Origin of the sequence: Oscillibacter valericigenes (assembly GCF_021531915.1) — a bacterium.
Taxonomy (GTDB): domain Bacteria; phylum Bacillota; class Clostridia; order Oscillospirales; family Oscillospiraceae; genus Oscillibacter; species Oscillibacter valericigenes_A.
Window position 1 is genome coordinate 199,038 of sequence record NZ_JAFBIV010000003.1, and the last position, 23,431, is coordinate 222,468.

At 60.8% G+C, this 23,431-nt stretch carries 23 protein-coding genes; 9 read left to right on the forward strand and 14 right to left on the reverse strand.

The window, feature by feature from the left end:
* Window positions 1-23: 23 nt before the first annotated feature.
* Window positions 24-1,550, forward strand: a complete 1,527-nt coding sequence (locus JQM66_RS04085; RefSeq protein WP_235228537.1) for a 4Fe-4S dicluster domain-containing protein — start codon at window positions 24-26, stop codon at window positions 1,548-1,550.
* Window positions 1,551-1,790: 240 nt separating this feature from the next.
* Here JQM66_RS04085 and JQM66_RS04090 read toward each other — a convergent pair whose 3' ends face one another.
* The 5 genes from JQM66_RS04090 to JQM66_RS04110 all read right to left on the reverse strand — a co-directional run bounded on the left by JQM66_RS04090 (window position 1,791) and on the right by JQM66_RS04110 (window position 7,676).
* On the reverse strand, window positions 1,791-2,837 hold the full coding sequence (locus tag JQM66_RS04090; protein WP_235228538.1) for a DUF4825 domain-containing protein: 1,047 nt from the start codon (window positions 2,835-2,837) through the stop codon (window positions 1,791-1,793).
* The gene (locus tag JQM66_RS04095; protein WP_235228539.1) at window positions 2,827-3,315 is read right to left on the reverse strand and encodes an RNA polymerase sigma factor; all 489 of its coding nucleotides are present in this window, start codon (window positions 3,313-3,315) and stop codon (window positions 2,827-2,829) included. The genes JQM66_RS04090 and JQM66_RS04095 overlap by 11 nt, the downstream gene beginning before the upstream one ends.
* Before the next feature lie 94 nt (window positions 3,316-3,409).
* Complete coding sequence (locus tag JQM66_RS04100; protein ID WP_235228540.1) at window positions 3,410-4,069, reverse strand: HAD family hydrolase; 660 nt, start codon at window positions 4,067-4,069, stop codon at window positions 3,410-3,412.
* Between the two features lie 167 nt (window positions 4,070-4,236).
* The gene (gene metG, locus JQM66_RS04105) at window positions 4,237-6,216 is read right to left on the reverse strand and encodes a methionine--tRNA ligase (RefSeq protein ID WP_235228541.1); all 1,980 of its coding nucleotides are present in this window, start codon (window positions 6,214-6,216) and stop codon (window positions 4,237-4,239) included.
* 89 nt (window positions 6,217-6,305) lie between these two features.
* Window positions 6,306-7,676, reverse strand: a complete 1,371-nt coding sequence (locus JQM66_RS04110; protein ID WP_235228542.1) for an MATE family efflux transporter — start codon at window positions 7,674-7,676, stop codon at window positions 6,306-6,308.
* A 128-nt stretch (window positions 7,677-7,804) separates the two neighbouring features.
* Here JQM66_RS04110 and JQM66_RS04115 point away from each other — a divergent pair, with 128 nt between their 5' ends.
* A complete protein-coding gene (locus JQM66_RS04115; protein WP_235228543.1) occupies window positions 7,805-8,560 on the forward strand; it encodes an exodeoxyribonuclease III in 756 nt (251 codons plus the stop codon).
* 151 nt (window positions 8,561-8,711) lie between these two features.
* The gene (locus JQM66_RS04120; protein ID WP_235228544.1) at window positions 8,712-10,004 is read left to right on the forward strand and encodes a lactate racemase domain-containing protein; all 1,293 of its coding nucleotides are present in this window, start codon (window positions 8,712-8,714) and stop codon (window positions 10,002-10,004) included.
* Window positions 10,005-10,044: 40 nt separating this feature from the next.
* On the opposite strand, the gene gpr is transcribed toward JQM66_RS04120, so the two are convergent.
* Window positions 10,045-10,941, reverse strand: a complete 897-nt coding sequence (gpr, locus tag JQM66_RS04125; protein ID WP_235228545.1) for a GPR endopeptidase — start codon at window positions 10,939-10,941, stop codon at window positions 10,045-10,047.
* A gap of 181 nt (window positions 10,942-11,122) precedes the next feature.
* Between gpr and rpsT the strand changes: the two genes are divergently transcribed.
* From rpsT to JQM66_RS04140, 3 genes are all read left to right on the forward strand, one after another.
* Entirely contained in the window at window positions 11,123-11,386 is a 264-nt protein-coding gene (gene rpsT / locus JQM66_RS04130) for a 30S ribosomal protein S20 (protein ID WP_235228546.1), read from the forward strand.
* A 144-nt stretch (window positions 11,387-11,530) separates the two neighbouring features.
* On the forward strand, window positions 11,531-12,298 hold the full coding sequence (locus JQM66_RS04135; RefSeq protein WP_235228547.1) for a TatD family hydrolase: 768 nt from the start codon (window positions 11,531-11,533) through the stop codon (window positions 12,296-12,298).
* A 5-nt stretch (window positions 12,299-12,303) separates the two neighbouring features.
* Window positions 12,304-12,927, forward strand: a complete 624-nt coding sequence (locus JQM66_RS04140; RefSeq protein WP_235228548.1) for a TatD family nuclease-associated radical SAM protein — start codon at window positions 12,304-12,306, stop codon at window positions 12,925-12,927.
* Between the two features lie 235 nt (window positions 12,928-13,162).
* Here JQM66_RS04140 and JQM66_RS04145 read toward each other — a convergent pair whose 3' ends face one another.
* Window positions 13,163-13,561 carry a VOC family protein gene (locus JQM66_RS04145; RefSeq protein WP_235228549.1) on the reverse strand — a complete coding sequence of 133 codons (399 nt, stop codon included), beginning with the start codon at window positions 13,559-13,561 and terminating at the stop codon, window positions 13,163-13,165.
* 12 nt (window positions 13,562-13,573) lie between these two features.
* Complete coding sequence (locus JQM66_RS04150; protein ID WP_235228550.1) at window positions 13,574-14,326, reverse strand: sulfite exporter TauE/SafE family protein; 753 nt, start codon at window positions 14,324-14,326, stop codon at window positions 13,574-13,576.
* Window positions 14,327-14,526: 200 nt separating this feature from the next.
* Here JQM66_RS04150 and rpsF point away from each other — a divergent pair, with 200 nt between their 5' ends.
* Genes rpsF through rpsR form a run of 3 tightly spaced genes read left to right on the forward strand, consistent with a single transcriptional unit; the run spans window position 14,527 to window position 15,563 of the window.
* Complete coding sequence (gene rpsF, locus JQM66_RS04155) at window positions 14,527-14,823, forward strand: 30S ribosomal protein S6 (protein ID WP_235228551.1); 297 nt, start codon at window positions 14,527-14,529, stop codon at window positions 14,821-14,823.
* A gap of 12 nt (window positions 14,824-14,835) precedes the next feature.
* Window positions 14,836-15,288 carry a single-stranded DNA-binding protein gene (locus JQM66_RS04160; protein WP_235228552.1) on the forward strand — a complete coding sequence of 151 codons (453 nt, stop codon included), beginning with the start codon at window positions 14,836-14,838 and terminating at the stop codon, window positions 15,286-15,288.
* Window positions 15,289-15,311: 23 nt separating this feature from the next.
* Complete coding sequence (gene rpsR / locus JQM66_RS04165) at window positions 15,312-15,563, forward strand: 30S ribosomal protein S18 (RefSeq protein ID WP_235228553.1); 252 nt, start codon at window positions 15,312-15,314, stop codon at window positions 15,561-15,563.
* A gap of 620 nt (window positions 15,564-16,183) precedes the next feature.
* On the opposite strand, the gene spoIIP is transcribed toward rpsR, so the two are convergent.
* The 6 genes from spoIIP to JQM66_RS04195 all read right to left on the reverse strand — a co-directional run bounded on the left by spoIIP (window position 16,184) and on the right by JQM66_RS04195 (window position 23,421).
* Window positions 16,184-17,335: a stage II sporulation protein P gene (spoIIP, locus tag JQM66_RS04170; protein ID WP_235228604.1), complete on the reverse strand. Its 1,152-nt coding sequence runs from the start codon at window positions 17,333-17,335 to the stop codon at window positions 16,184-16,186.
* A gap of 98 nt (window positions 17,336-17,433) precedes the next feature.
* Window positions 17,434-19,119, reverse strand: a complete 1,686-nt coding sequence (locus tag JQM66_RS04175; protein ID WP_235228554.1) for an alpha-glucosidase — start codon at window positions 19,117-19,119, stop codon at window positions 17,434-17,436.
* A 328-nt stretch (window positions 19,120-19,447) separates the two neighbouring features.
* Window positions 19,448-20,902 carry a sodium:solute symporter family protein gene (locus JQM66_RS04180; protein WP_235228555.1) on the reverse strand — a complete coding sequence of 485 codons (1,455 nt, stop codon included), beginning with the start codon at window positions 20,900-20,902 and terminating at the stop codon, window positions 19,448-19,450.
* Window positions 20,903-21,117: 215 nt separating this feature from the next.
* Window positions 21,118-21,837 carry a YczE/YyaS/YitT family protein gene (locus JQM66_RS04185; protein ID WP_235228556.1) on the reverse strand — a complete coding sequence of 240 codons (720 nt, stop codon included), beginning with the start codon at window positions 21,835-21,837 and terminating at the stop codon, window positions 21,118-21,120.
* A gap of 26 nt (window positions 21,838-21,863) precedes the next feature.
* Window positions 21,864-22,634 carry a GNAT family N-acetyltransferase gene (locus tag JQM66_RS04190; RefSeq protein ID WP_235228557.1) on the reverse strand — a complete coding sequence of 257 codons (771 nt, stop codon included), beginning with the start codon at window positions 22,632-22,634 and terminating at the stop codon, window positions 21,864-21,866.
* A gap of 70 nt (window positions 22,635-22,704) precedes the next feature.
* Complete coding sequence (locus tag JQM66_RS04195; RefSeq protein ID WP_235228558.1) at window positions 22,705-23,421, reverse strand: helix-turn-helix transcriptional regulator; 717 nt, start codon at window positions 23,419-23,421, stop codon at window positions 22,705-22,707.
* Window positions 23,422-23,431: the final 10 nt, after the last annotated feature.

Consider the following 23,431-nt stretch of genomic DNA (forward strand, 5'->3'; position numbering starts at 1 on the left):
CGGTGCGTATGGAGGAAGAACATATGAGAGGCGTACACAGTGCGGTGGACGATATCCGCCGCAGCGTATTCACCGAGGTGGCCCGCCTGGCCTATGAGGGCGGCGACCTGAACCGCGTGGACCTGATCCCCTACCAGATGATCCGGGGCGAGGTGGCAAAGCACCGTGCCGACGTGTTCCTGGAGCGGGCCATCGTCCGGGAGCGGGTCCGTCTGGCTCTGGGCATGAATCTGCAGAACGCGGAGGACCAGATGCCCATCTCCGCCACCATCAGCGAGGCTTACACCGACCAGAAGTATTTTGAAAATCCCCTGGTCAACATCATTCCCTTTGCCTGCAACGCCTGCCCCCCCAAGCAGGTCCGCATCACAGACAGCTGCCAGGGCTGCATTTCCCACCCCTGCATGAACGTCTGCCCCAAGGATGCCATTTACTTAGATAAGAACAAGCACTGCCACATCGACCAGGACAAGTGCATCAAGTGCGGCAAGTGCTTTAATCAGTGCCCCTACCGGGCTATTTCCAAGATCGAGCGCCCCTGCGCTGCCGCCTGCGGCATGGACGCCATCGAGTCTGATGAGCTGGGCCGTGCCAGGATCAACTACGACAAGTGCGTCTCCTGCGGCATGTGCCTGGTGAACTGCCCCTTCGGCGCCATCGCCGACAAGAGCCAGATCTTCCAGATCATCAACGCCATCAAGCGGGACGAGGAAGTCATCGCCTGCGTAGCCCCCGCTTTTGTGGGCCAGTTTGGCCCGGAGGCTACCCCCGCCAAGCTGAAGGCCGCCATGCGTATTTTGGGCTTTGCCGACGTGGTGGAGGTGGCCATCGGTGCCGACCTGTGCACCGTGGAGGAGGCTCACGACTTCCTGGAGGAAGTCCCCGCCAAGCAGCCCTGGATGGGCACCTCCTGCTGCCCCGCCTGGTCCATGATGGCAAAGACCCTGTTCCCCCAGTTCAAGGATTATATCTCCATGGCCCTGACCCCCATGGTCATCACTGCCCGCATGGTGAAGAAGGACCACCCCAACGCCCGCATCGTGTTCATCGGGCCCTGCGCTGCCAAGAAGCTGGAGGCCAACCGCCGTACCGTCCGGTCCGACGTGGACTTCGTGCTGACCTTTGAGGAGTTGCTGGGCATGTTCGACGCCAAAGACATCGATTTCAGCAAGATCGAGGCCGATCCTGCCGACGACATGCAGGAAGGCACCGGCATGGGCCGTGGCTTCGCCGTGGGCGGCGGCGTCGCGGAGGCCGTGGTGGAGGCCATCAAGCACATCGCTCCCGACCGGGAGGTCCTGGTGGAGCATGCCGACGGCCTGAAGGACTGCAGAAAGATGTTGATGATGGCCAAGGCCGGCAAGCGGGACGGCTACCTGCTGGAGGGCATGGCCTGCCCCGGCGGCTGCGTGGCCGGCGCCGGCACCATCCGGCCCATCAAGGAGAGCATGGCGAACGTGGAGAAGTTCAAGAACGCCGCACCTGAGATGAGCTGCACCACCAGCCCCTTCCTGAACCGTCTGGAAGAGGTGGAGAAGAAGTACGAATAAGCGCTGATACGAACAGGCCCCCGGCGAAAGCCGGGGGCCTCAGCTTGTCGAAAAGACTTTTCGACAAGCTGAGCAAGTTTTCAGAACTTTAAAAAGTTCTGAAAACTTATGATTTGAATGGCGCAGGACACCCTCCCTGGGTTTCCCGCGCACACCCTTCCTTCCCGCCGCATTGGTCTTGCGGGTTTATCGACAGCCTGAGGCCCCCGGCTTTTGCCGGGGGCCTCAGGCTGTCTTGATTTAGGAGGATATCCGGGTGATCTCCACCAGCTGCTGGAGATTTGCCGGAGAGTCGTTGTAGTAGTCCTTGACACTGGAAAGGGGCTCCCAGCCACAACCGGCATGGACCCGGTTGTAAGCATCTGTCAGCTCCGGCAGCAGGGCGTTTGCCTCCTCCAGGGTGAGTACGCCGCTTCGTTTCTCCCCGTGGAGGTCGGTGTAGGTCCAGCCCACCTCCTCCAGGTTTTCCACCAGGGCCAAAAGCTGGATGCCGTAACGGGCCATCCATTTGTCAAAGGTGCCGGAGTCCCGTCCAACGACGCCCTGCCAGCCGTCATCGGTGAACTCCAATGTCCAGCGGTAGGGTTGGCTGGAGGTGTGGAGGCTGTTGAGGTAGTCCCCAAAATTAGGGCGGATGTTCGCCAGCTCAGCAATGCGGTTCAGGGCGGAGATATCGCCCACATAGGGGGTCTTGGCTCCGTACAGGTCCATGGTCCCGCTGCTGATGGCAACGCCGTCCTGCCAGATCAGTTGGTCCGCGATCCAGACCTCCCGCACGCCCTCCAGGGGGATGCGCTCCCGGTGGTCGGCGGAGTCGTAGAGGAAGGAGGGCAGCACTTTTTCGGCGGTGAGGCGGACGATGCCGTCATTGTTTTCTAGATTCCAGCGGCAGTAGGCCACGCCGGACCAGGTGGAGTACACCCGCAGATCCATGGCGGCTTCGTCATAGAGGATGGACCAGCTCATGCCCTCCCGGCCCGCGGGTTCACCGATGACGAACAGTTTCAGCGCCACTCCCGCCAGGATCACCGCCAGGGTGCAGGCAATGGCAATGACCACCCGCCGTCCGCTTTTCCGCCTGACGGTTTTCAGATAGTCCACTTCCCTGCTCTGCTCCGCTGCCTCCGCGGGTTCCGCGGGAGCGGCCATGGCGTCCCGGCGGGCGGTGCAGTCCGGGCAGGCGGACAGGTGGGCTTCCATTGCCCGGTTTGTCTCGTCGGAGGTAAGGCCCTCCACATAGGACGGCAAAAGGTCCCGCACCACGGCGCAGGTCAGATCATTTTTCATCGGATACACCTCCGTTTCGCAGCTTTTCCTTGCTCCGGTAAAAGGTTACTCTCGCCCAGGTCTCGGTTTTCCCCAGCACGTCGCCGATCTCCCGGAAGCTGAGACCGCCGAAGGCCCGGAGATATACCACCTCCCGGGCGTCGGCGGGCAGGCCGTGGATGCTCCGCAGCAGTTCCAGCCGCCCCTCCTGTGCCAGGGTCTCCTCCTCTGCCGAGGGCAGGGGGATGTCGATCCCCTCCTCCGGCATGGGGGTCTCCCGGTTTCGCTTCCGCAAATGCTGATACCACAGGTGCTTGGCGATCTGGCACAACCAGACGGACACCTTGCAGCCGCCGTCGAACCGGTCGGCGGACCGGACGGCCTGGTAAAAGGTCTCCTGAGTCAGCTCCTCCGCCAGGTCCGGGTCGCGGCACTGGGCCAGGAGGAACTTGTAGACGGTCCGGGCGTGTTGCTGGTAAATAGCGCTCATATCGTCCATCAGATGTCCCTCCTTTCACCCATATATCCGCCGCTGCGGGGAAACGTTACAGGGAAATGGAAAAAATTTGACGGGCGCGGGCCCGTCAAAAATGTTACTCCAGAGTTTCCGTTTCGAACATCTCCTCAAAGGAGCGGATATAGTAGTCGGAAAGGCCCCGGATGGCGTCCTGGTCTGCCTCGGCGGAGGGGTCGTAGACGCCGCAGACCCGGAACCCGGCGGCTTTGGCGGTCTCAATGGCGTGGAGGGCATCCTCAAAGATGACCGTGTCCTTCTTGGTGGAACGCAGGCGCCGCATGCAGCGCTCGTAGATCTCCGGGCTGTCCTTCTTGCCCGCGCCCACCTCGGCGCAGGTCATGACGCCCCGGAAATAGCCATCCAGCCCTGTGTGCTTCAAGGCGGCCTCCACCAGGTCCCGGTCCGTGTTGGTGGCGACGTACATCCACACGCCCTCCATTTTCAGCAGGGACAGGAACTTTTTTACGCCGGGCTTGGCCTGGACCTCGGTCTCGTAGAAGGTCCGGACCTTGGCCTTGGTCATGTCCATGATCTCCTCCACGCTCTGGGAGAGGTGGTATTCCTCCTTGCAGAGGGCGGCGCCGTCCCGGAAGGTCATGACCATGAGCCGGTCCCCCAGGTCCGGGGCCGGTTCGATGCCCATGGAGCGCAGCAGATTGGGCCCCAGGTCGTTCCAGATGTGCATGGAGTCCAGCAGGGTGCCGTCCATGTCAAAGATCGCACTTTGTAAACGCATAGATACTCCTTCAGTTCTTGAGATGCCGGAAAAAGGCTTCCCCCCAGCGGGGGGAAGCTGGCACGGCGGGGCCGTGAGGGATGCGGGGGACGGGAGAGGGAGATACGGCCCCCCTCATTCGCCCCTTCGGGGCACCTTCCCCCCTGAGGGGGGAAGGCTTGGCTTTTTCAGCACAATTTGGCTCCTGCAGGAATGGCGTCGTCCACCATCAGCAGGTGCAGCTTCTCCTCACCCTTCTCGGTGTGGACGGCGGAGATCAGCATGCCGCAGCTCTCCTGGCCCATCATCTTCCGGGGCGGCAGGTTCACGATGGCAACCAGGGTCTTGCCCACCAGCTCCTCGGGCTTATAATACTTGGCGATGCCGGACAGGATCTGGCGGTCCGTGCCGGTGCCGTCGTCCAGAGTGAATTTCAGCAGCTTCTCGCTCTTCTTCACGTTCTCGCAGGCCTTCACCTTCACGGCCCGGAAGTCGGACTTGCAGAAGGTGTCGAAGTCCACCTTCTCCTCCAGCTGGGGCTCCACCTCGATGGCGGGCAGAGCGGCCTTTCTGGCGGCCTCGGCGGCTTCCTCCAGCTCGGCGATGGCCTTCTCCATGTCGATGCGGGGGAACAGGTTTTCGCCCTTGGTGACGGCGGCGGTCTCGCTCAGACTGCCCCAGACAGCGGCGCTGTCCCAGGTCTGGATGTCGGCGGAAGCGCCGATCTGGACGAACAGCTTGTCCATGCTCTCGGGCATGAAGGGCGTCAGCAGGATGCCGCAGATGCGGGTGGCCTCCAGCAGGTTGTAGAGCACGTGGGCCAGGCGCGCACCGTTGGCCTCCATGTCCTTGGCCAAAGCCCAGGGAGCCGTCTCGTCGATATACTTGTTGGCTCGCTGGATGACCTTGAAGACCTCCGCCAGGGCGTTGTGGGGGGCGCAGGCTTCCATCTGGGCCTCGTAGGCGCCCCGCAGGGCGGAGGCCATGGAAATGAGGTCGGTATCGAAGGACTCGGGATTCTCCCAGGTCTTGCAGCCCGCGGGCAGCTGGCCGCCGAAGTACTTGCCCACCATGGCGGTGGTGCGGCTCAGCAGGTTGCCCAGATCGTTGGCCAGGTCGGTGTTGATGGTCTGGATCAGCAGCTCGTTGGAGAAGTTGCCGTCAGAGCCGAAGGGGAAAGTCCGCATCAGGAAGAAGCGCAGGGCGTCCACGCCGAACTTCTCCGCCAGGATATAGGGGTCCACCACGTTGCCCTTGGACTTGGACATCTTGCCGCCGTCCAGCAGCAGCCAGCCGTGACCGAAGACGTGCTTGGGCAGGGGCATCTCCATGCTCATGAGCATAGCGGGCCAGATGATGGAGTGGAACCGGACGATCTCCTTGCCCACGAAGTGGTAATCGGCGGGCCAGTAGTGGTCGTAATCGTCGTACTTGTCATTCAGGAAGCCCAGAGCGGTGGTGTAGTTGAACAGGGCGTCCACCCACACGTAGACCACATGGCCCGGGTCAAAGTCCACGGGCACGCCCCAGGTGAAGCTGGTGCGGGAGACGCACAGGTCCTCCAGACCGGGGTCGATGAAGTTCTTCACCATCTCGTTGACGCGGCTGCGGGGCTGCAGGAAGTCGGTATTCTCCAGCAGGTCCCGGACCTTATCGGCGTACTTGCTCAGACGGAAGAAGTAGGCCTCCTCCTCGGCGTCCACCACGGGGCGGCCGCAGTCGGGGCAGCAGCCGTCCTTCAGCTGGCTCTCGGTCCAGAAGGACTCGCAGGGGGTGCAGTACTTGCCCTTGTAGGCGCCCTTGTAGATGTCGCCGTTCTCATACATCTTCTTAAAGATCTTCTGAATGGAGGCGACGTGGTAATCGTCGGTGGTGCGGATGAAGCGGTCGTTGGAGATGTTCATCAGCTTCCACAGGTCCTTGACACCTCGGGGACCTTCTACGATATTGTCCACGAATTCCTTGGGGGTGACGCCGGCCTCCTTGGCCTTGGTCTCAATCTTCTGGCCGTGCTCATCGGTGCCGGTCAGAAAGCACACATCGTAACCGTGCAGCCGCTTGTAGCGGGCCATGGCGTCGGTGGCCACGGTGCAGTAGGTGTGGCCGATGTGGAGCTTGTCGGAGGGATAGTAGATGGGGGTGGTGATATAGAATTTTTTCTGTTCCATGGGTTTTCTCCTTTTTCACAGCCGCTCCGAATGGAAGAGGGCTGGTATTGATTCACGCAATTATTTATTATAACGGGAAACTCCCGAAATTACAACATTTCGCCGGGATTTTCCTCCGCCAGACTGCCCTTTCGCTTCCACCGGCCGGAGAGGTAGTAGAGGACCGACAGGGTAAAGCCCACGGTCCAGCCCACCCCTACGCCGTAATACATATAGTCCGGGCCATAGTGGTCGGCAAACCAGTAAACGGCGGGCACCCGGACCAGGATCAGGGAAAAGACCACGTCCACCATAGCAAACATGCTGTCCCCTGCGCCCCGCATGGCGTTGTTCAGGCAGAACATGACGGAGAACAGGAAGTAGAAAGGCATGATGCACTTCAGATAGATGGAGCCTGCCCGAATCACGGTAGGTGTGTCGGAGAAGAAGCTCACCAGGGTTGGCCCCAGGGGGATCAGCACCAGCATGACCGCTGACCAGACCACGGAGGCAATGACGGTGATGCGGATACCCTGCTTGGCCCGGTCCAGCCGTCTGGCGCCGATGTTCTGGCCCACGAAGGAGGTGACGGCGTTGGAAAGGCTCTGCACCGGCAGGAAGGCAAGAGAGTCCAGCTTGGAGCCCACGTTGTAGGCGGCGGCGTACTCCTTGCCGAAGGAGTTGATCTTGCTCATGACCGTCATGGCGCCGATGGCGACCAGGGACATCTGGATGCCCGCCGGGAGGCCGATGCCCATGATCTGCCGGAACAGCGCCTTGTCGAACCGGCGGCAGAAGGGGCGGATGGCGATGTCCGGATAGTGGCGGTTGATGTAGAACAAACCGAACAGCCAGGAAAAGGCCTGGGAGACGATGGTGCCCAGAGCCACGCCCAGGACCCCCATGCCGCACGCCAACACGAATACCAGGTCCAGCACGATGTTCATGATCGCCGAGATCGCCAGAAACAGCAGCGTCGTCCGGCTGTTGCCCAGACCGCCTAAAATACCGGCGTTCAGGTTATAGCCGATAGCGCCGATCAGACCTGCGGACACCACCGCCAGATACAGAAAGGATTCGGCCCAGGCGTCGACCTTCACCTGCATCAGCAGCAGGACTGGCTTCACCAGCGCCAGGGCGATGGCCGTGATGGGGATGGCGGAGACCATGAAGGCGGTGTAGATGGTGTCCACCGCGTCCCGGACCCGGTCCATGTGCCCGGCGCCGTAGAACTGGGCGATGACCACCGTGCCGCCGTTGGAAAGGCCCATGAACAATGATGTGAACATGAAGATGACGGGAAAGCCCACGCCCACCGCAGCCAGGGCGGCGTCTCCGGCGTAGTTACCCACCACCCAGCTGTCCACCATGTTGTAGAGCTGCTGGAGAAAGCTGCCCGCCAGCAGGGGCAGGGCGAAATAAAAGATATGTCCGGCGGGGTTGCCCACCGTCATGTTGCGCATACCGTTTTCCCGTTCCATGTTGAAAACCTCGCAAGATTTCATTCTTGTTTCTACTTTACTCCCTTTTCCGGGCCGGGGCAATATTGTTTTTTTCCCGGATATCGGGTACAATGTGGAAAACCACCAAACACATAAGGAGAATGACCATGAAACTGGTATCCTGGAACGTCAACGGCCTGCGGGCCTGCCTGGGAAAGGGTTTTCTGGACTTCTGCGCCTTCGCCGACGCGGACGTCATCTGCCTGCAGGAGACGAAAATGCGGCCGGAGCAGGCGGAGTTCGACCTGCCGGGCTATACCCGCTTCTGGAACAGCGCCGACAAGGCGGGCTACTCCGGCACCGCCGTCTTTACAAAAACCGAACCGCTGAACGTCACCTACGACTTCGGCATCGACGAGCACCGCCACGAGGGCCGGGTCATCACGGCGGAGTACCCGGCGTTTTACCTGGTGTGCTGCTACACCCCCAACTCCAAGGACCAGCTGAGTCGGCTGGATTACCGCATGGCCTGGGAGGACGACATCCGGGACTATCTCATGGAGCTGGACGCCAAAAAGCCTGTGGTCTACTGCGGCGACCTGAATGTGGCCCACCAGGAGATCGACCTGAAAAACCCCAAGAGCAACCGCATGAACCCCGGCTTCTCCGATGAAGAGCGGGCCAAGATGACCCAACTGCTGTCCAGCGGCTTTGTGGATACCTTCCGGTATCTCTACCCCGACAAGACCGGGGCCTACTCCTGGTGGAGCTACCGCTTCAACGCCCGGAAGAACAACGCCGGATGGCGCATTGATTACTTCATCGTGTCGGAGCGGCTGAAGGAAAAAATCAAAAGCGCCGACATCTGGAGCGAGGTGCTGGGCAGCGACCACTGTCCCGTGGTGCTGGAGCTGGATATTTAAACGAAGCAGCTCCTATTTTCGGTAAAAATGCCAGATGAAAATTTGTCGGAACGTTGTATAATGTGACGTGATATTGTATGTTGTATGACGATCATAAAACGCCGGGCACCGGATGACAGCGCCCGGGTCTGTGTGAAAGGAAGTGTCTGTCATGCCTGAAGCAATGAAATACGGCCAGCAGGAATTTGAAGTGAAGCTGCCCCCGGAGCTGATCGCAGCGGAACTGGAGCCCAACCGCGTGGACCTGCCCCGGCGGACTGTGCCGGAGCACATCCACTACGCACTGGAGCATCCCATTGATTCCAAACCGCTGAAAGAACTGGTGAAGCCCGGTGAGACGGTGTGCATCGTGATCTCCGATGTGACCCGCCGCTGGCAGTCCCCGGAGACCTACATCCCCATTCTGATCGAGGAGCTGGAGAGCGCCGGCATCCGGGATGAGGATATGCTCATCATCTCCGCCACCGGCACCCACCGGAAGCAGACCAGGGAGGAGCACATCGGCCTGGTGACGGAGGCGGTGTATGACCGCATCCGTCTGGTGGATCACCAGTGCACTGATGAGGAAAACCTCAAGTATGTGGGCACCACCTCCCGGGGGACTCCTGTGTGGCTGGACAAGCGGGCTCTGGAATGCGACCACATCATCCTCACCGGCGGCGTGGTGTATCACTTTATGGCGGGCTTCGGCGGTGGACGCAAGAGCGTCCTGCCCGGCATCGCCGGCCGGGAGACCATTATGAAAAACCACAACCTGGCCCTGAATCCCGGCCTGGGCGCCGGGTCCAACCCGGAGGTCCGCAGCGCCAACCTGTCCGACAGCAACCCTGTCCACGCCGACATGATGGAGGCCTGCGCCATGGTGAAGCCCACCTTCCTCATCAACGTGGTGGTGGACGATAACCAGAAGATCATCAGCGCCTTTGCCGGTAACTGGATCACCGCCCACAAGGCCGCCTGCGACCTGGTGGAGAAGATGTACGGCGTGGCCGCCAAGGAGAAAACACCCATGGTCATCGCCAGCGCCGGCGGCTATCCCAAGGATCTGAACTTCTACCAGACCATCAAGACGCTGTGCAACGCCCTGGAGGTGGTGGAGGACGGCGGCACCATCATCCTGGTGACGAAGTCCGACGAGGGCTTCGGCAACGATGATACCGAGCGCCAGATCGCAGGCTACGAGACCATGCTGGACCGGGAAAAGGCCCTGCGGGAGAACTTCTCCATCGGCGCCTTCATCGGCTACCTGTTTGCTGAGAGCGCCGAGAAGTACCACCTGATCGCCGTCACCGGTATTCCCCAGGAGCAGTTCGGCACCGCCAAGATTCACGCCGTAAAGACCCTGAATGAGGCATTGGAACTGTCCCGGAAGCTGAACGGCGGCAAGGACCTGCGGGCCACCCTCCTGCCCCACGGCGCCAACACCCTGCCGAAATTGAAGTGAGGAGTCTGCAGTCCCCGGGCCAACGGCCCGGGGACTACTTTTAACTTAAAAGGGCATTGATCTCCTCAATTTCCAAGTCCTGCAAAGCCCAGTTGATTCCGTAGCCCACCACCTTGGCAAGGTCCCGGACCTGCGCGTCGATGTCCCGGGGGGTCACCATCAGGTTCTGCTGGCTGCTTCGCAGCTTCTCCTCGTCGATGTCGGTGATACCGGATTCCTCCAGCAGGTCCGCCGCCAGGGTGGCGGCGTCCACCACCGTGGGGATGCCGATGGCAAACACCGGGATGCCCAGCGTCTCCCGGTTCAGGGCCGCCCGGTGGTTCCCCACCCCGGAGCCGGGGATGATGCCCGTGTCGCTGAGCTGCACGGTGGTGCACACCCGCCCCACCCGGCGGGAGGCCAGGGCGTCAATGGCGATGACCAGAGAGGGCTGTACCTCCGCCACCAGTCCCCGTACGGCCTCCGCCGACTCCACGCCGGTGGTGCCCAGCACCCCGGTGCGCTGCACCGCCACGGGCCGGAAGCCGGAGAAGTGCTTGGGCATGGCGGCAATCAGATGCCGGGTTACCAGCACGCTGTCCGCCGCCAGGGGCCCTACGGCGTCCGGGGGCATGGCTCCGTTGCCCAGGCCCACGACGAGGGCCGGACCCTGGCTGGGCAGCAGCTCCTTCAACTGGCTGCCCACCGCCCGGACCGCCCGTTCAAAAAAATCGGCCTTCCGCTGCCAGAAGGTGGTCAGGTCGAGGGTGAGGTAGCTGCCGGGGGGCTTTCCCAGGGCCTGGGCGCCTTTTTCGTTCAGAATCTCCACCCGGGTCAGGGGGTACCCCTCCAGCTTCGTTTTCGCGGCCTTCACCCCGGACAGGCGGGACGTTTTTTCCGCTGATTCCTGCCACAGCTCCCGGGCCTCCAGGGCCAGATCGGTCCGTTTTGCAAACAACGGTTTCGCCTCCAGACACAAAATCTTGTGGTTTTGTGCATAGCATGTCCGCAAGAGAAAGCAATATTCGAAAAAAATGCAAAAATTCTGAAAAAACTCTTGATTTCTCGAGAGATTCCTGCTAAAATACCATTCTGCACGGTGGAAAATCCCACTGAATTTGCCTAAGGAGGTGTTTGGTTTGCCGAATATTAAGTCTGCCAAGAAGCGCGTTCTGATCGGTGAAGTGAGAAACGCACGCAACAAGGCCGCAAAGTCCGAGCTGAAGACCGCCATCAAGAAGTTCGAGGTTGCTGCCGCAGAAGGCAATCGCACCGAGGCCGATGGCGCTTACAAGGTTGCAGTGAAGAAAGTCGATCAGGCTGTTGCCAAGGGCATTCTGCACAAGAACACGGCCGCTCACAGAAAGAGCGCCATGACCCTGAAGCTCAACAAGATCGGTTGATCGAGTGAATCAAAGGACATCCGGAAAGGATGTCCTTTTTTCATAGCCCGCGCCGGTGACACGCTGATTTGTTCACAGTCTGGACCTTTCTTTTTGGGAAAACCGTGATAAAATGACGGTACAAACGTGATGTGAGGTGCTTTCATGCCCATTTTCGATACCCACGCCCATTACGACTCCGGCGGCTTCAACGCCGACCGGGACCAGGTGCTCTCCGCCCTCCCCGCCGCCGGGGTGGGGCTGGTGGTGGACCCGGGCTGCGATGTGCGCAGCAGCCGGAACGCCGTGGCCCTGGCGGAGCAGTATCCCCATGTGTACGCCGCCGTGGGCATCCACCCAGAGGACTGCGGCGGGTGCACCGATGCGGACTTTGACGTGATCCGGGCCCTTTGCAGCCATGAAAAAGTGGTGGCCATCGGTGAGATCGGCCTGGACTACTACTGGGCGGAGAATCCCCCGAAGGAGTTCCAGCAGGAGGTATTCCGCCGTCAGCTGGAGCTGGCCCGGGAGCTGGATCTGCCCGTCATCATCCACGACCGGGAGGCCCACGGGGATTCCCTGGCTATCGTTCTGGAATACCCGGAGGCCCGTGGCGTGTTCCATTGTTTTTCCGGCAGCCCCGAGATGGCTGCCGAGCTGCTGAAGCGGGGCTGGTATCTGGGCTTCGACGGCCCCATCACCTATAAAAACGCCAAGCGGGCGCCGGAGGTGGCGGCTATTACCCCCCTGGACCGCATCCTGGTGGAGACGGACGCTCCCTACCTGACCCCGGTTCCCTACCGGGGCAAGCGGAACGACAGCCGCTACCTGCCCTATGTCATTGAAAAGCTGGCGGAGTGGAAGGGCGTGACCCCGGCGGAGATGACGCAGATCACCTGGAAAAACGGAAAACGTTTATTTGGATTGGAGTGATTTCGATGGAAAAAGGCTTTACCATCACCTATGAATACGGGGACAATCTGTATGTAAACCCCACCAACCGCTGCAACTTCAACTGCGAGTTCTGCCTGCGGCACAACCAGAGCTCCGGCGGCAGCATTTACACCCACAACCTGTGGCTGAAGCGGGAGCCTACCAAGGAGGAGATCCTGGCCTCCATCGAGAGCCATGACCTCTCCAAGTACAAGCAGCTGGTGTTTGTCGGCTTCGGCGAGCCCAGCTACCGCATCGAAGATATCTGCTGGGTCATCGACCAGATGAAGGCCAAGGGTGAGAAAATTTTTACCCGCATGGACACCAACGGCACAGGCAGCCTGATCCACGGCCGGGATATCTGCCCGGACTTCGAGGGGCGCTTCGACATGGTGTCCATCTCCCTGAACACCGACACCGCCGAGAAGTACGACGCCCTGTGCCACCCGGTCCAGCAGGGGGCCTACGAGGCCATGAAGGATTTTGCCAAGGAAATTCAGAAGTACGTGCCCACGGTGATGATGACCGTGGTGGATACCATCCCGGCAGAGGAGATCGAGCGCTGCCGCAAGATCTGCGAGGACGAGATCGGCGCCATCTACCGGGTGCGGGAATATATTGAAGATTAACAGACAAGCCCGGATGCTTTTGCATCCGGGCTTGTCTGTGAAAATCGAAAAAGCCTCGCAGAGTTTCGGGCCCGCAGGCCCGAAAGCTGTGAAATCGGTTTTCTGCCGCGACATGTGCGTGGCAGAAAACACTTTGCGCGAAGCGTGTGTCGCATTGCCCGCCAAGACGGGCAAAAGGCACGAAGCGGAGCGAAGCCTTCTCATCAAAATGACAGAGTCATTTTGATGAAATTCCTTATAGCATGTGCAATAACTCAATCTGCTCTCCGGAGGGACCGGTGAAAAACCAGTTTTCCAGGCCGCCGAAGAGGTTCGGCAGGACCTTCTTCTCCGGAGTCATGAAGGTGTCCACCCCTGCGGCCCTGATCTCCGCCGCTGCGGCGTCCAGGTCGTCCACGTAGATGGCGATGTGGGGGATGCAGCCCTCGGTCATGGGAGCTTCCGTGGGAGACTGGATCAACTCCAGGGTGATGCCGCCGAAGGACACCAGCGCCAGCAGCTTGTCCCCCTCCGGGGTGGGGATGGATGCCCGCTGGGAGAGGGCGCCGCCGATCTTCTCATAGAACGCGATGCTCTCGTCCATGTTCTTGGTGTGGATGGCCACATGGCCCAGGCCCTGATAGTGTTGAAACATAAAACTTCCTCCTTATGTATGGAACAGAATGGATTTGACAATGATGCTGACGCCGCCCAGCAGGAACAGGACGATGGCACCCTTCTGCAGCTTCTCCTCCCGAATGTGGGGAGCCAGTTTTTCCGCCACGACCATGGCGGTGAAGGCAGCCAGCATGGAGATCAGACCGAACAGGGCAACCTGGCGGTTGATCAGGCCGGAGGCGGCGTAGACCGCGAAGCGGAAGAAGTTCTCCCCCACGAACAGGAAGCAGATGCTGCCCTTAAACTCCTGATAGTCTTTTGCGGACCGCTGCAGGTAGGCGGTGAGGAACATGTTGATACCGAAGAGTCCGGCGCAGATACCCGAGAAAAAGGCCACCGCCAGCCGCACCCAGGAGCGCTCCCGGCCCTGGCGGACGGGCCGCAGGCTCCGGGTGGCCATTTCCAGGCCCAGAACTACCACCACCACGCCCAGCAGGGTCTTGATGATCCAGGGCAGAGAGAACCGCAGCAGCAGCGTGCCGGGAATGGCGCCCAGCATGTTGGCGATCAGCAGGGGCAAAATTTTGCGCCACTGGAAGGCCTTCCGGTTTTTCCAGGCGATGTAGGCGTTGATGGGGCAGTCGGCAAAGAGCATGCCCGGTGTGATGACCACGTTGTCCAGCCGCATAGCCAGGATGGGACTGGAGATCAGGGGGTTGCCGAAGCCGATGAGGCCCTTGATGGTATATGCTATAAATTGTGCCGCGAAAATCAGAACCACAATATCTGGGGAAAATGCCATGGGAGGTCCCTCCTGTTCATAAGTCCAGTACTGATATACCATATTTTTTTGTAAAAAGAAACCGTTTTTCTCAAGAAAAAATTGAAAAAATTCCTTGACATTTGCCCGTGATCTTATATAATAATAGGGCTTGCATTCTGCGAGCATATCCTTGCTCTCATCTGAGAATGAGGGCCATTTGTCCAAAAGGAGGTGCAAACATGGCAAAGGTTTCTGCCAATTATGAGGTCGTTTACATCATCGACCCTGCACAGGGTGAGGAGGGCATCGCCAATCTGGTTGCCAACTTCAAGTCCCTGGCTGAGCAGAACGGTTCCGCTGTCGAGGTGGAAGAGTGGGGTACCCGCAAGCTGGCTTATCCCATCAACTACAAGACCGAGGGCTACTACGTGCTGATGAACTTCACCAGCGAGCCCGCGTTCCCCCGTGAGCTGGATCGTAAGCTGCGTATCGCTGACGGCATCATGCGTTCCCTGATCGTCTGCAAGGGCGAATAAGGAGGCATCCGGATGCTGAACAAGATCATCCTGATGGGTCGTCTGACCCGTGACCCCGAGCTGCGCCGCACCCAGTCCGGCACCGCTGTCACGTCCTTCTCTCTGGCCGTGGACCGGGACTTTAAGTCCCAGAACGGCGAAAAGGAGACTGACTTCATCGACATCGTGGCCTGGCGCGGCACCGCGGAATTCGTCAGCAAGTACTTCACCAAGGGCCGCATGGCTGTGGTGGAGGGCCGGCTGCAGATCCGTGACTGGACAGACCGCGACGGCGGCAAGCGCAGAAGCGCTGAAGTCATCGCCGACAACGTCTATTTCGGGGATTCCAAGCGTGAGGGTGGCAGCGATTTCGGCTCCGCTCCCGCTTATGGCACGCCCGCTCCCAGCCGCGGCTATGCGGCTCCTGCCGGCGGCCAGTCCGACTTCGCCGAGATCGGCGAAGAAGACGGCGAACTGCCGTTCTGATTTTGATAAAGGAGGAACCATCCATGGCTTTCGATCGTGAAGCTCGTCCCGCCCGCCCCATGCGCGGCAAGCGCCGTAAGGTCTGCCAGTTCTGCGCTGAGAAGTGCGAGAGCATCGATTATAAGGACGCCGCCAAGCTGCGTCGTTTCGTCTCCGAGCGTTCCAAGATTCTGCCCCGCAGAACCACCGGCACCTGCGCCATGCATCAGCGTCAGCTGACTGAGGCCATCAAGCGTGCCCGTCAGATCGCTCTGCTGCCCTACGTTACCGACTAACTCAGAAAAGACCCTGAGGTGCCGGGAAATCCTATGGATTTCCCGGACACCGGACGGGTCTTTTCTTCGTTTTTCGTTCAAAACCGCTTCGCTGGGTTTTGAACGGAGTATTAGCCCGTCCGAATGGACGGGCTGTTTTTGTTTCCCCTCGCCAGAGGGGAGACGGGGAGTAAGGGGGAGATGTCTTTGGCGCAAAGACACCTCCCCCTGCGACCCCTTCCAGAAACGTGGGGGCGTTTCGATCTCGCCCCCACACCCCCTAACGACACAAAGGGGAGGGGCTGCGGCCCCTCCCCTTTGGATTTCCCTCCCTGGAGGGGTAGCGGCAGCGGAAAGAGAAGTTGGTCCATTCAATGACCACCCCCGAAAGAAATGCCGCACTATCAAATGCGGCGGAGCACTTCCCTGTTCCCCAGGGGGATAGCGCACCCGGTACGGGTCTGCAAGTCTGCACCGCACCGGCCACGACCACCCCCGTATTTGCGCAAAAAGGCGCCAGCGGCGCCGGCTTTGCGCGAAAGCGCCTTTCTTTTCCACCGCTGCGGCGGCGACTTTTCTTTGGGCGCAACCCAAAGAAAAGTGGGGGCCGCATTCCCGGGGCGGACGAAGTCCGCCCACCCCTACTTGCTTCTGGCCTCCAAAACTTCCACCATCTCCTCCGCCAGGAGCCGCCCTGCCAGGGCAGCTTCCTCGGGAGAGTTCCCGGCGGCCCCCACCTCCACCAGCAGGGACCCAGTGGTGGCGTGCTGGTTGTACCGGGAATTCCGTAGCAGCACCGGCCGCATCAGCGTGGAATACTGGGACAACGTCTGTTCCTGGATGGCCACCGCCAGCCGCAGATTTTCCATCCAGTTGGGATGGGTCAGACCGCTGCCGTCGCTGCCCACCACCAGGGTCATCTGTGCCGCCGTGCGGGTGTCGTCGATGGCGGATACCACCTTGTATTGGTGCCCCTCCCCGTCCTCAATGGCGTCCCGGTGAATATCAAGGATGAAGTGGATGGAGGGATACTGGGCCAGATAGCTCTGGATGGCTGACAGGGAGCGGTCGTAGGCTCCGGTGTAGGAGGGATAGTCGTACAGCGTCCGGTCGTGGAGAACGGAGATGCCGGCTTCCCCGAAGACCTCCGCCATCACGTCTCCCACTTTCACCACGTTGTAGCGGGAGTCCGTGGTCCGGTGGTCCCCGGACCAGACCACCTCCGTGCCCTCGGCGGGGGTGTAGGCCTCGCTGCCGTGGCTGTGGATGATCAGAATTTGGGGCTCCTCAGCGGTCAGCTCCGCCGAAAAGGTCTCCTGCAGGTCCGGGACGGACAGGGCGTGGTCCGTGGAGTTGCTGATGTAGGTCCGTCCGCAGACGGTGTAGCCGCTGGGGTCCGTGGGCACCAGGGTCTTGGCGGGCACGCCGTTGTCAGTGGCGGAGGGGACGTCCAGGGGCGTCTCCTCCACCGGGGTGGTGACCAGCTCCCGCTCCGCCTCTGGGGGAGTCTCGGGGGTCTCCGCTTCCTGCCACAGCTCCGCCACGGCGGGGCGGGCGGCCAGCAGCAGGGGCGACTCGCCGATGGTCATGACCACTGCCGGGGACAGGCTGTCCTCCGTCCACAGGTCCCCCAACTCCCAGCGAAGGACCTCAAGGGGCAGGGACGCCCGAAGGGCGGAAAAGGCGGAGACCGCCGTGTCGCTGCCGGCGGTGACGGCCACCACCCACAGCACCCCGGCGGCCAGCAGACCGGCCCGCAGCTTCCGCCGAAGCTGGAAGGAAGACACACGCATCAATTTCACCTCTGGGACAACCTATGCGGCAGCGGCGGGAAATATGCGGCGGAGACATGGAAAAGCGGCTCCCCGTTCTGTCCGGGGAGCCGCTGGTATCAAAGCAGGATCACGGCGCTTTCGCAGCTGTTCAGCGTGATGCGGTTTTCGGCTCCTGCCTGGGCCAGGAGGGCCTCCTCCCTGCTGGTGTTGGTCAGCAGGATTTTTTGAATGGGACCGTCCAGGGGCAGGGTGCGGGCGGTCTCGCCGTAGTTGCCCGCCACCAGAATGGTCTGGCCATTTCCCTTGCGCAGGTAGGCCAGAATACCCGGCTCCGTCCCGTAAGCTGGGACAAAGTCTCCGTAGGTGAAGGTGTCCAGATAAGCGTCCGACTTCCGCAGGGCGATGAGCCGCTTGTAATAGTTCAGGAGGGAATCCGGACGGCTCTGCTGCTCCGCCACGTTGATCTCCCGGTAGTTGGGGTTCACCATAAACCAGGGGGTTCCGGTGGTGAAGCCGCCGTTGGGACCGTCGGACCACTGCATGGGGGTCCGGGCGTTGTCCCGGCTGTGGAGATAGCAGGCCTCCAGGGCCTCCTCCCTGCTGCACCCGGCCCGGAGGGCCACCTGGTACTGGTCGATGGTGTTGATGTCCTCGTACTGGGAGATGTCGGTCATCTGGCAGTTGGTCATGCCGATCTCCTGGCCCTGGTACAGGAAGGGGATGCCTCGCAGCAGCAGGGACGTGGTGGCCAGCAGCTTCTTTCCCGTCTCGTTCTGGGCGTAGGGCGGCAGGAAGCGGCTGGCACCCCGGGGCTCGTCGTGGTTTTCAATGATGTTGGCCAGGAAACCGATCCCCTGGACCTTCTGCTGGGCGGTGAACAGGGCTTCCCGCCAGGGCTCGAATTGAATGGTGGGGGCGTCGTACCAGCCGTGGCCGCCGAAGGTCAGGGCCTGGGCACTGAAGTCGAACATGGTGGAAAAATGACCCTCGTCTCCGATGAACGCCGCCAGCTCGGCCTCCTTCATGTTGAAGACCTCGCCTACGGTGAAGGCGTCGTGTTTGGCGAAGGTCTCCCGCTTCAGTTCCTGGAGGAAGTCACCGATACCGTCGGCGGATTCCACCATTTTTGTGCAGAAAGCCAGACCGTCAGGGCCGTCGGGCTCAAAGGAGGGAAAGGCCAGGTTCTTCTTGATGTTGATGATGGCATCGATGCGGAAGCCCGCCACGCCCTTGTCCAGCCACCAGTTCACCATGTCGTAGATTTTCTGCCGGACCACCGGGTTCTCCCAGTTCAGGTCCGGCTGCTCCGGAGCGAACATGTGGAGGTAGTACAGGTCCGTGCCGGGGACGGGACTCCATGTGCTGCCGCCGAAATAGGAGCGGTAGTTGCTGGGGGGCTGGCCGTCCCTGCCCTTGCGGAAGTAGAAGTAATCGCCGTACTCCCCTTCCGGGTCCGCCAGGGCCTTCCGGAACCACTCATGCTGGTCGGAGCAGTGGTTCACCACCAGGTCCATAACGATGGACATGTCCCGCCGCTTGGCCTCCGCCAGCAGCAGGTCGAAGTCCTCCATGGTGCCGAACTCCTCCGCGATGCGGTAATAGTCCGAGATGTCGTAGCCCTGGTCCACAAAGGGAGACTGATAGACAGGAGAGAGCCAGAGAATGTCCACGCCCAGGTCCTTCAGATAGTCCAGCCTGGACAGCACGCCCCGCAGGTCGCCGATGCCGTCGCCGTTGGCGTCGCAGAAGCTCTTGGGATAGATCTGGTAGGCGACCTTGCCGTTCCACCATGATTTCTTCATAAAAACGATTTCCTTTCCGGATAAACTGATAGTCTGTTATTGTTTAGCACGATTTTCGGCCCTTGTCAATGCCTGTATCGGGAAAAGTGGTATAGAAAAAGGACTCCGGCGAACCGGAGTCCTTTTTGTCTGTCAATAAAATCGGAAATCTTGTGCGCCGGGAAGGAAGATAGTTACGAAAGAAACCCAGGAGGGGTGTCTTTCGTTTTTAATCATAAGTTTTTCTGAACTTGAAAAGTTCAGAAAAACTTGCAGCAGCTTGTCGAAAAGACTTTTTCGACAAGCTGAAAGGACTCCGGCGAACCGGAGTCCTTTTCGGAAAAACGGATCAGTCTTCCTCGGGGGCCAGCTCCGTGGTCTTCACCTTGGGCGGGAAGAGCTTGGAGAACACCAGGAAGAACACCAGGCCCACGATCAGGCCGGGGATGATGGGCTGGGACAGCTTCACGCCGAACAGCACACCGCCGGAGAATTTCTCCAGATACACCACCACGATGGAGCCGGAGATCAGGGAGGCGATGGTGCCCGCCAGAGAGGCGCCGGTCCAGTAGTGGCCCAGCACATAGGGGAAGAAGGCACCGGCGGCACGGAGGGTGAAGCAGAACATCAGCAGGGTGACGATGCTGGAGGTGTTGAACAGGGCGATGAACATGGAGGCAACGCCCACGATGGCCATGACGATCTTGGTGACCTTCATGACCTCCTCGCTGGTGGCGTCGGGCTTCAGCACGGCACGATAGATGTCGTTGGCGAAGATGGAGCCGGCACCCAGCAGGTCGGAGTCGGAGGAGGACATGGTGGCGGAGATGATACCGGCAAACAGCAGACCGCAGATGATGGCGGGCATGGTCTCCATAGCCAGCACCGGCAGCGCATAGCGGGCGCCCACGTCAGCGAAGTCCTCGGCGTTGAACTTGCCCATATTGATCAGGGCCAGGGTGATGATACCCAGGATGGCGGGGATGAACGCATAGATGAAGTTGATGATGGCAGCCAGAATGGAGCCCTGCTTGGCGGCCTTGCCGTCGCGGGCGGCGTAGTAGCGGGAAACGGCCTCCTGGCCCACGGTGAAGGTGGCGACGTACATGACGGTCAGGGACACCACGGCCATGGGGCTGTAACCCTTGAACATGTCGAAGGTCTCGGCGGGGACATTGGCGACCACATTGCCCCAGCCGCCGGCCATATTCATGGCGAAGGGCACGGCGATGATCATGCCGATGATGATGAGGAACACCTGGATGAAGTCCGTCAGGGTGACGCTCCACAGGCCGCCCATGATGGAGTAAATGGTGACCACCACGGCCACGATGATGACGGCAGTCTTGTAGCTGATGCCCAGCATGGTGGACAGAATGACGGAGGAGGCGATGAACTGGCCGGCGGTCAGGCCGATCAGGGGCAGCAGCATGATGATGGCGGTGATGAGGCCCGCGCTCTTGCCGTAGCGGCGGCGGAAGTACTCAGGCACCGTCTTGACGGTGGCAGCCCGGAACTTGGGGGCCAGGAAGGTCAGGATCACGAAGGCGAAGCCCATGGTGATGATGTACCAGGCAGAGGAAATGCCGTGGTTCTGCATGCCCTGCTGGACCACGCCCAGAGAGCTGCCGCCGCCGATCTCCGTGGCAGCCAGGGTACCGGCCATCAGGAAGGGGCCCAGACGGCGTCCGGCCACCATGAAGTCGGTGTTGGAAGTGATGCGCTTGGAGGACCACCAGCCGATGAACAGCATCACCAGCAGGTAGAGGACCACGATCACGGTTACGGTCATGTTAAATTTCATAGTTTCTCTCCCTCTTTTTCTCGTCTGTTGATGGACAGGAATGTGTGGAATTGAGCAGCTTTCCCTCCCTTCCGGCCCCGCTCCGGCACAGCGCTGCCACCCGGGGCTGCGGCTATTTTGGTTTGCTGGCCCCATCTTATCAAAATTTGAACAAATTGTAAAGATTCGAAAAGAAAAAGCGGAGCGCCTGCTCCGCTTTTTACGCTGTGAAAACCTTATTCCGGCTCTCCCGGCCGGTCCGGGGCTTCCGCGGTGGCCTCCGGCTGTGGGGCTGGTTCCTCCGGGGCGTTTCGCTGCCGGATGCGCCGGATGGTCTCCGGCAGGTTCTCCTGGTGGAGGTCCGCCGCCCGGAAGCGCAGTAGAGCGAAGTTCAGGTTGAACAGGGTCCCCACCCCCACGCCGGTGACGATGGTGCCGATGCCCACCTGTCCGCCCAGGCGCCAGCCCACGAAAATGGCGATCAGCTCCACCACGGCCCGGCAGAAGCCCACGGACCGGCCGGTCTTCCGGGCCAGGACCACCATCAGGGCGTCCCGGGGGCCGGAGCCCAGGGCACTTCTCATGTACATCCAGGTGCCAAGGGCCAGCAGCTCCATGCCGCCCAGCAGCATCAGGAGCCCGGACCACAGACTCTGCATCTGTGGGATCCACCCCAGGTACAGCAGCCCGTCGATGAAAAGCGGACAGATGAAAATGTTTGCCAGGGTTCCGATGCCGAAACTCTCTCCGCAGAGGACGGCCACGGCGATGACTGCTGCCCCCACGATCATGGCGGCGGTGCCGTAGGTGATGCCGAAGAAAATGGACATGCCGTTCTGCAGCACGCTCCAGGGCTCCAGGCCCACGTTGGCCTGGAGCATCATGGTGATGCCAACGGCGCTGACCAGCAGACCGCCCAAAAGGATGCCGGTCCGCCTGCAATATTCCCGAAACACAGAGGATTCCTCCTGCTTTTCTGATTTTAAAGATATAATTCGCCCCAGCGGCCGCAGGCTTCAAAGCCCACCTGCCGGTAAAGTTCTGCTACCTCATCATATCCGGAGATGAGCCGGGGCGTTTTGCCTAGCTCCAAAATCCGCTTCACCAGGAAACGGCTGATGCGGCCGCCAAGCCCCCGGTGGCGGTGCTCCGGCACCACGGCCACTGCCGCGATAACGCCGCACTCGTCATCCTGGGAGGCGATGGAGCCGGTGGCAACCACGCTGCCGTCCAGTTCCAGCTGATACAGCTCTGCCAGACCCGTGTCTAGCCGTTGACCCAGGTCCTCGGCCCAGGGTTCAAACCGCAGATGGGTCCGGTAGTATTCGTGGCTCCGCTGTAGGACGGAGAACACCGCCGCCAGATTGCCGGGGGTGATGTCCGGAAAGTCCTCCTCCACGGGGCCGCCCCGGTATACCATATAATAAGAGCTTTCCGTGGTCCCGCCCAGCAGGCCTTGCAGGGCCGCGCACTGGTCCTGGTTGGTGTCCACCTCGCGGACGCCACACTCCCGCACCAGCGTCGCGATAGGGGCCGGGTCCGCATCCGGAGAAGCGGAGACCACCAGTACATCCCCTGCCAGATACAGGGCAGCAGCGGGCGAGTCGTCCTTCAGCAGCAGCCAGAAGAGGGCGCGGGCGTCCTCGGGGCCGTAGGTCCGCAGAGCCGTCATGATCCTGGAGCCGAACACCCGCTCATGGGCGCAGGCTGCTGTAAAGGCGGGAATCAGATCCGGAGTCAGCTTGGTCAGCATAGCGCACGCGTCCTTTCTGCATCATGGTAAAAGGAAAGCGGGCTTCCGCCCGCTTCCGTGTCTGCTTCCATTACTCCTGGGTCTCAGCGGAGTCGTTTTTCACCTGGGACAGGTACCGGTATACGCTGGCCTGGGAACAGTGCAGGCCGGCGGCCACATCCTTCACGGCGCCCTTCAGCAGGAAGATGCCGTTGGTCTCCAGGGCGCCGATGATCTTCAGCCGCTCCTCGGAGGTCAGGCGGTCCGCAGTGACGCCCAGCCGCTCCAGCTCCCGGTTGATGGCATCGATGGCCACCGCTTCCGTGGAGTTGCGGAATTTTTCAGGCGTATGCCGGGCGGGGGCGGGAGCGGCGCCGGGCTCCGGAGCGGTAGGCATGACCACGTCCTCCACAAAGATATCCGGATGGCAAAGCCCCATGACCTGGTTGCTGATGGCCCGGTAGCGGCTGTCGTCAAAATTGATGCAGAGCATGCCGATCAGACGGCCGTTCTGCTTGATGAACATGGTATTGGACCGCAGGTCCTTGCCGTTGATGGACACACCGTAATAGTGCAGGCGGTAGTCCGAGGTCTCATAGCTCTTGTCCCGCAGGATGCTGAGGGCCACATTGGTCAGGGGGGCGCCGATCTCCCGTCCGCTGACGTGGTTGTTGGCAATGGCGATGATGGAGCGGTTTTTATCCGTCAGATCGTGCAGGGCGACCTCGTAATCGGGGCCCAGCGCCTGCCCAAGAAACTCCGTCAATTTCACATAATGCTGCAAAAGCGCGTTGGGAACGTTGGGCATACCCTCACCT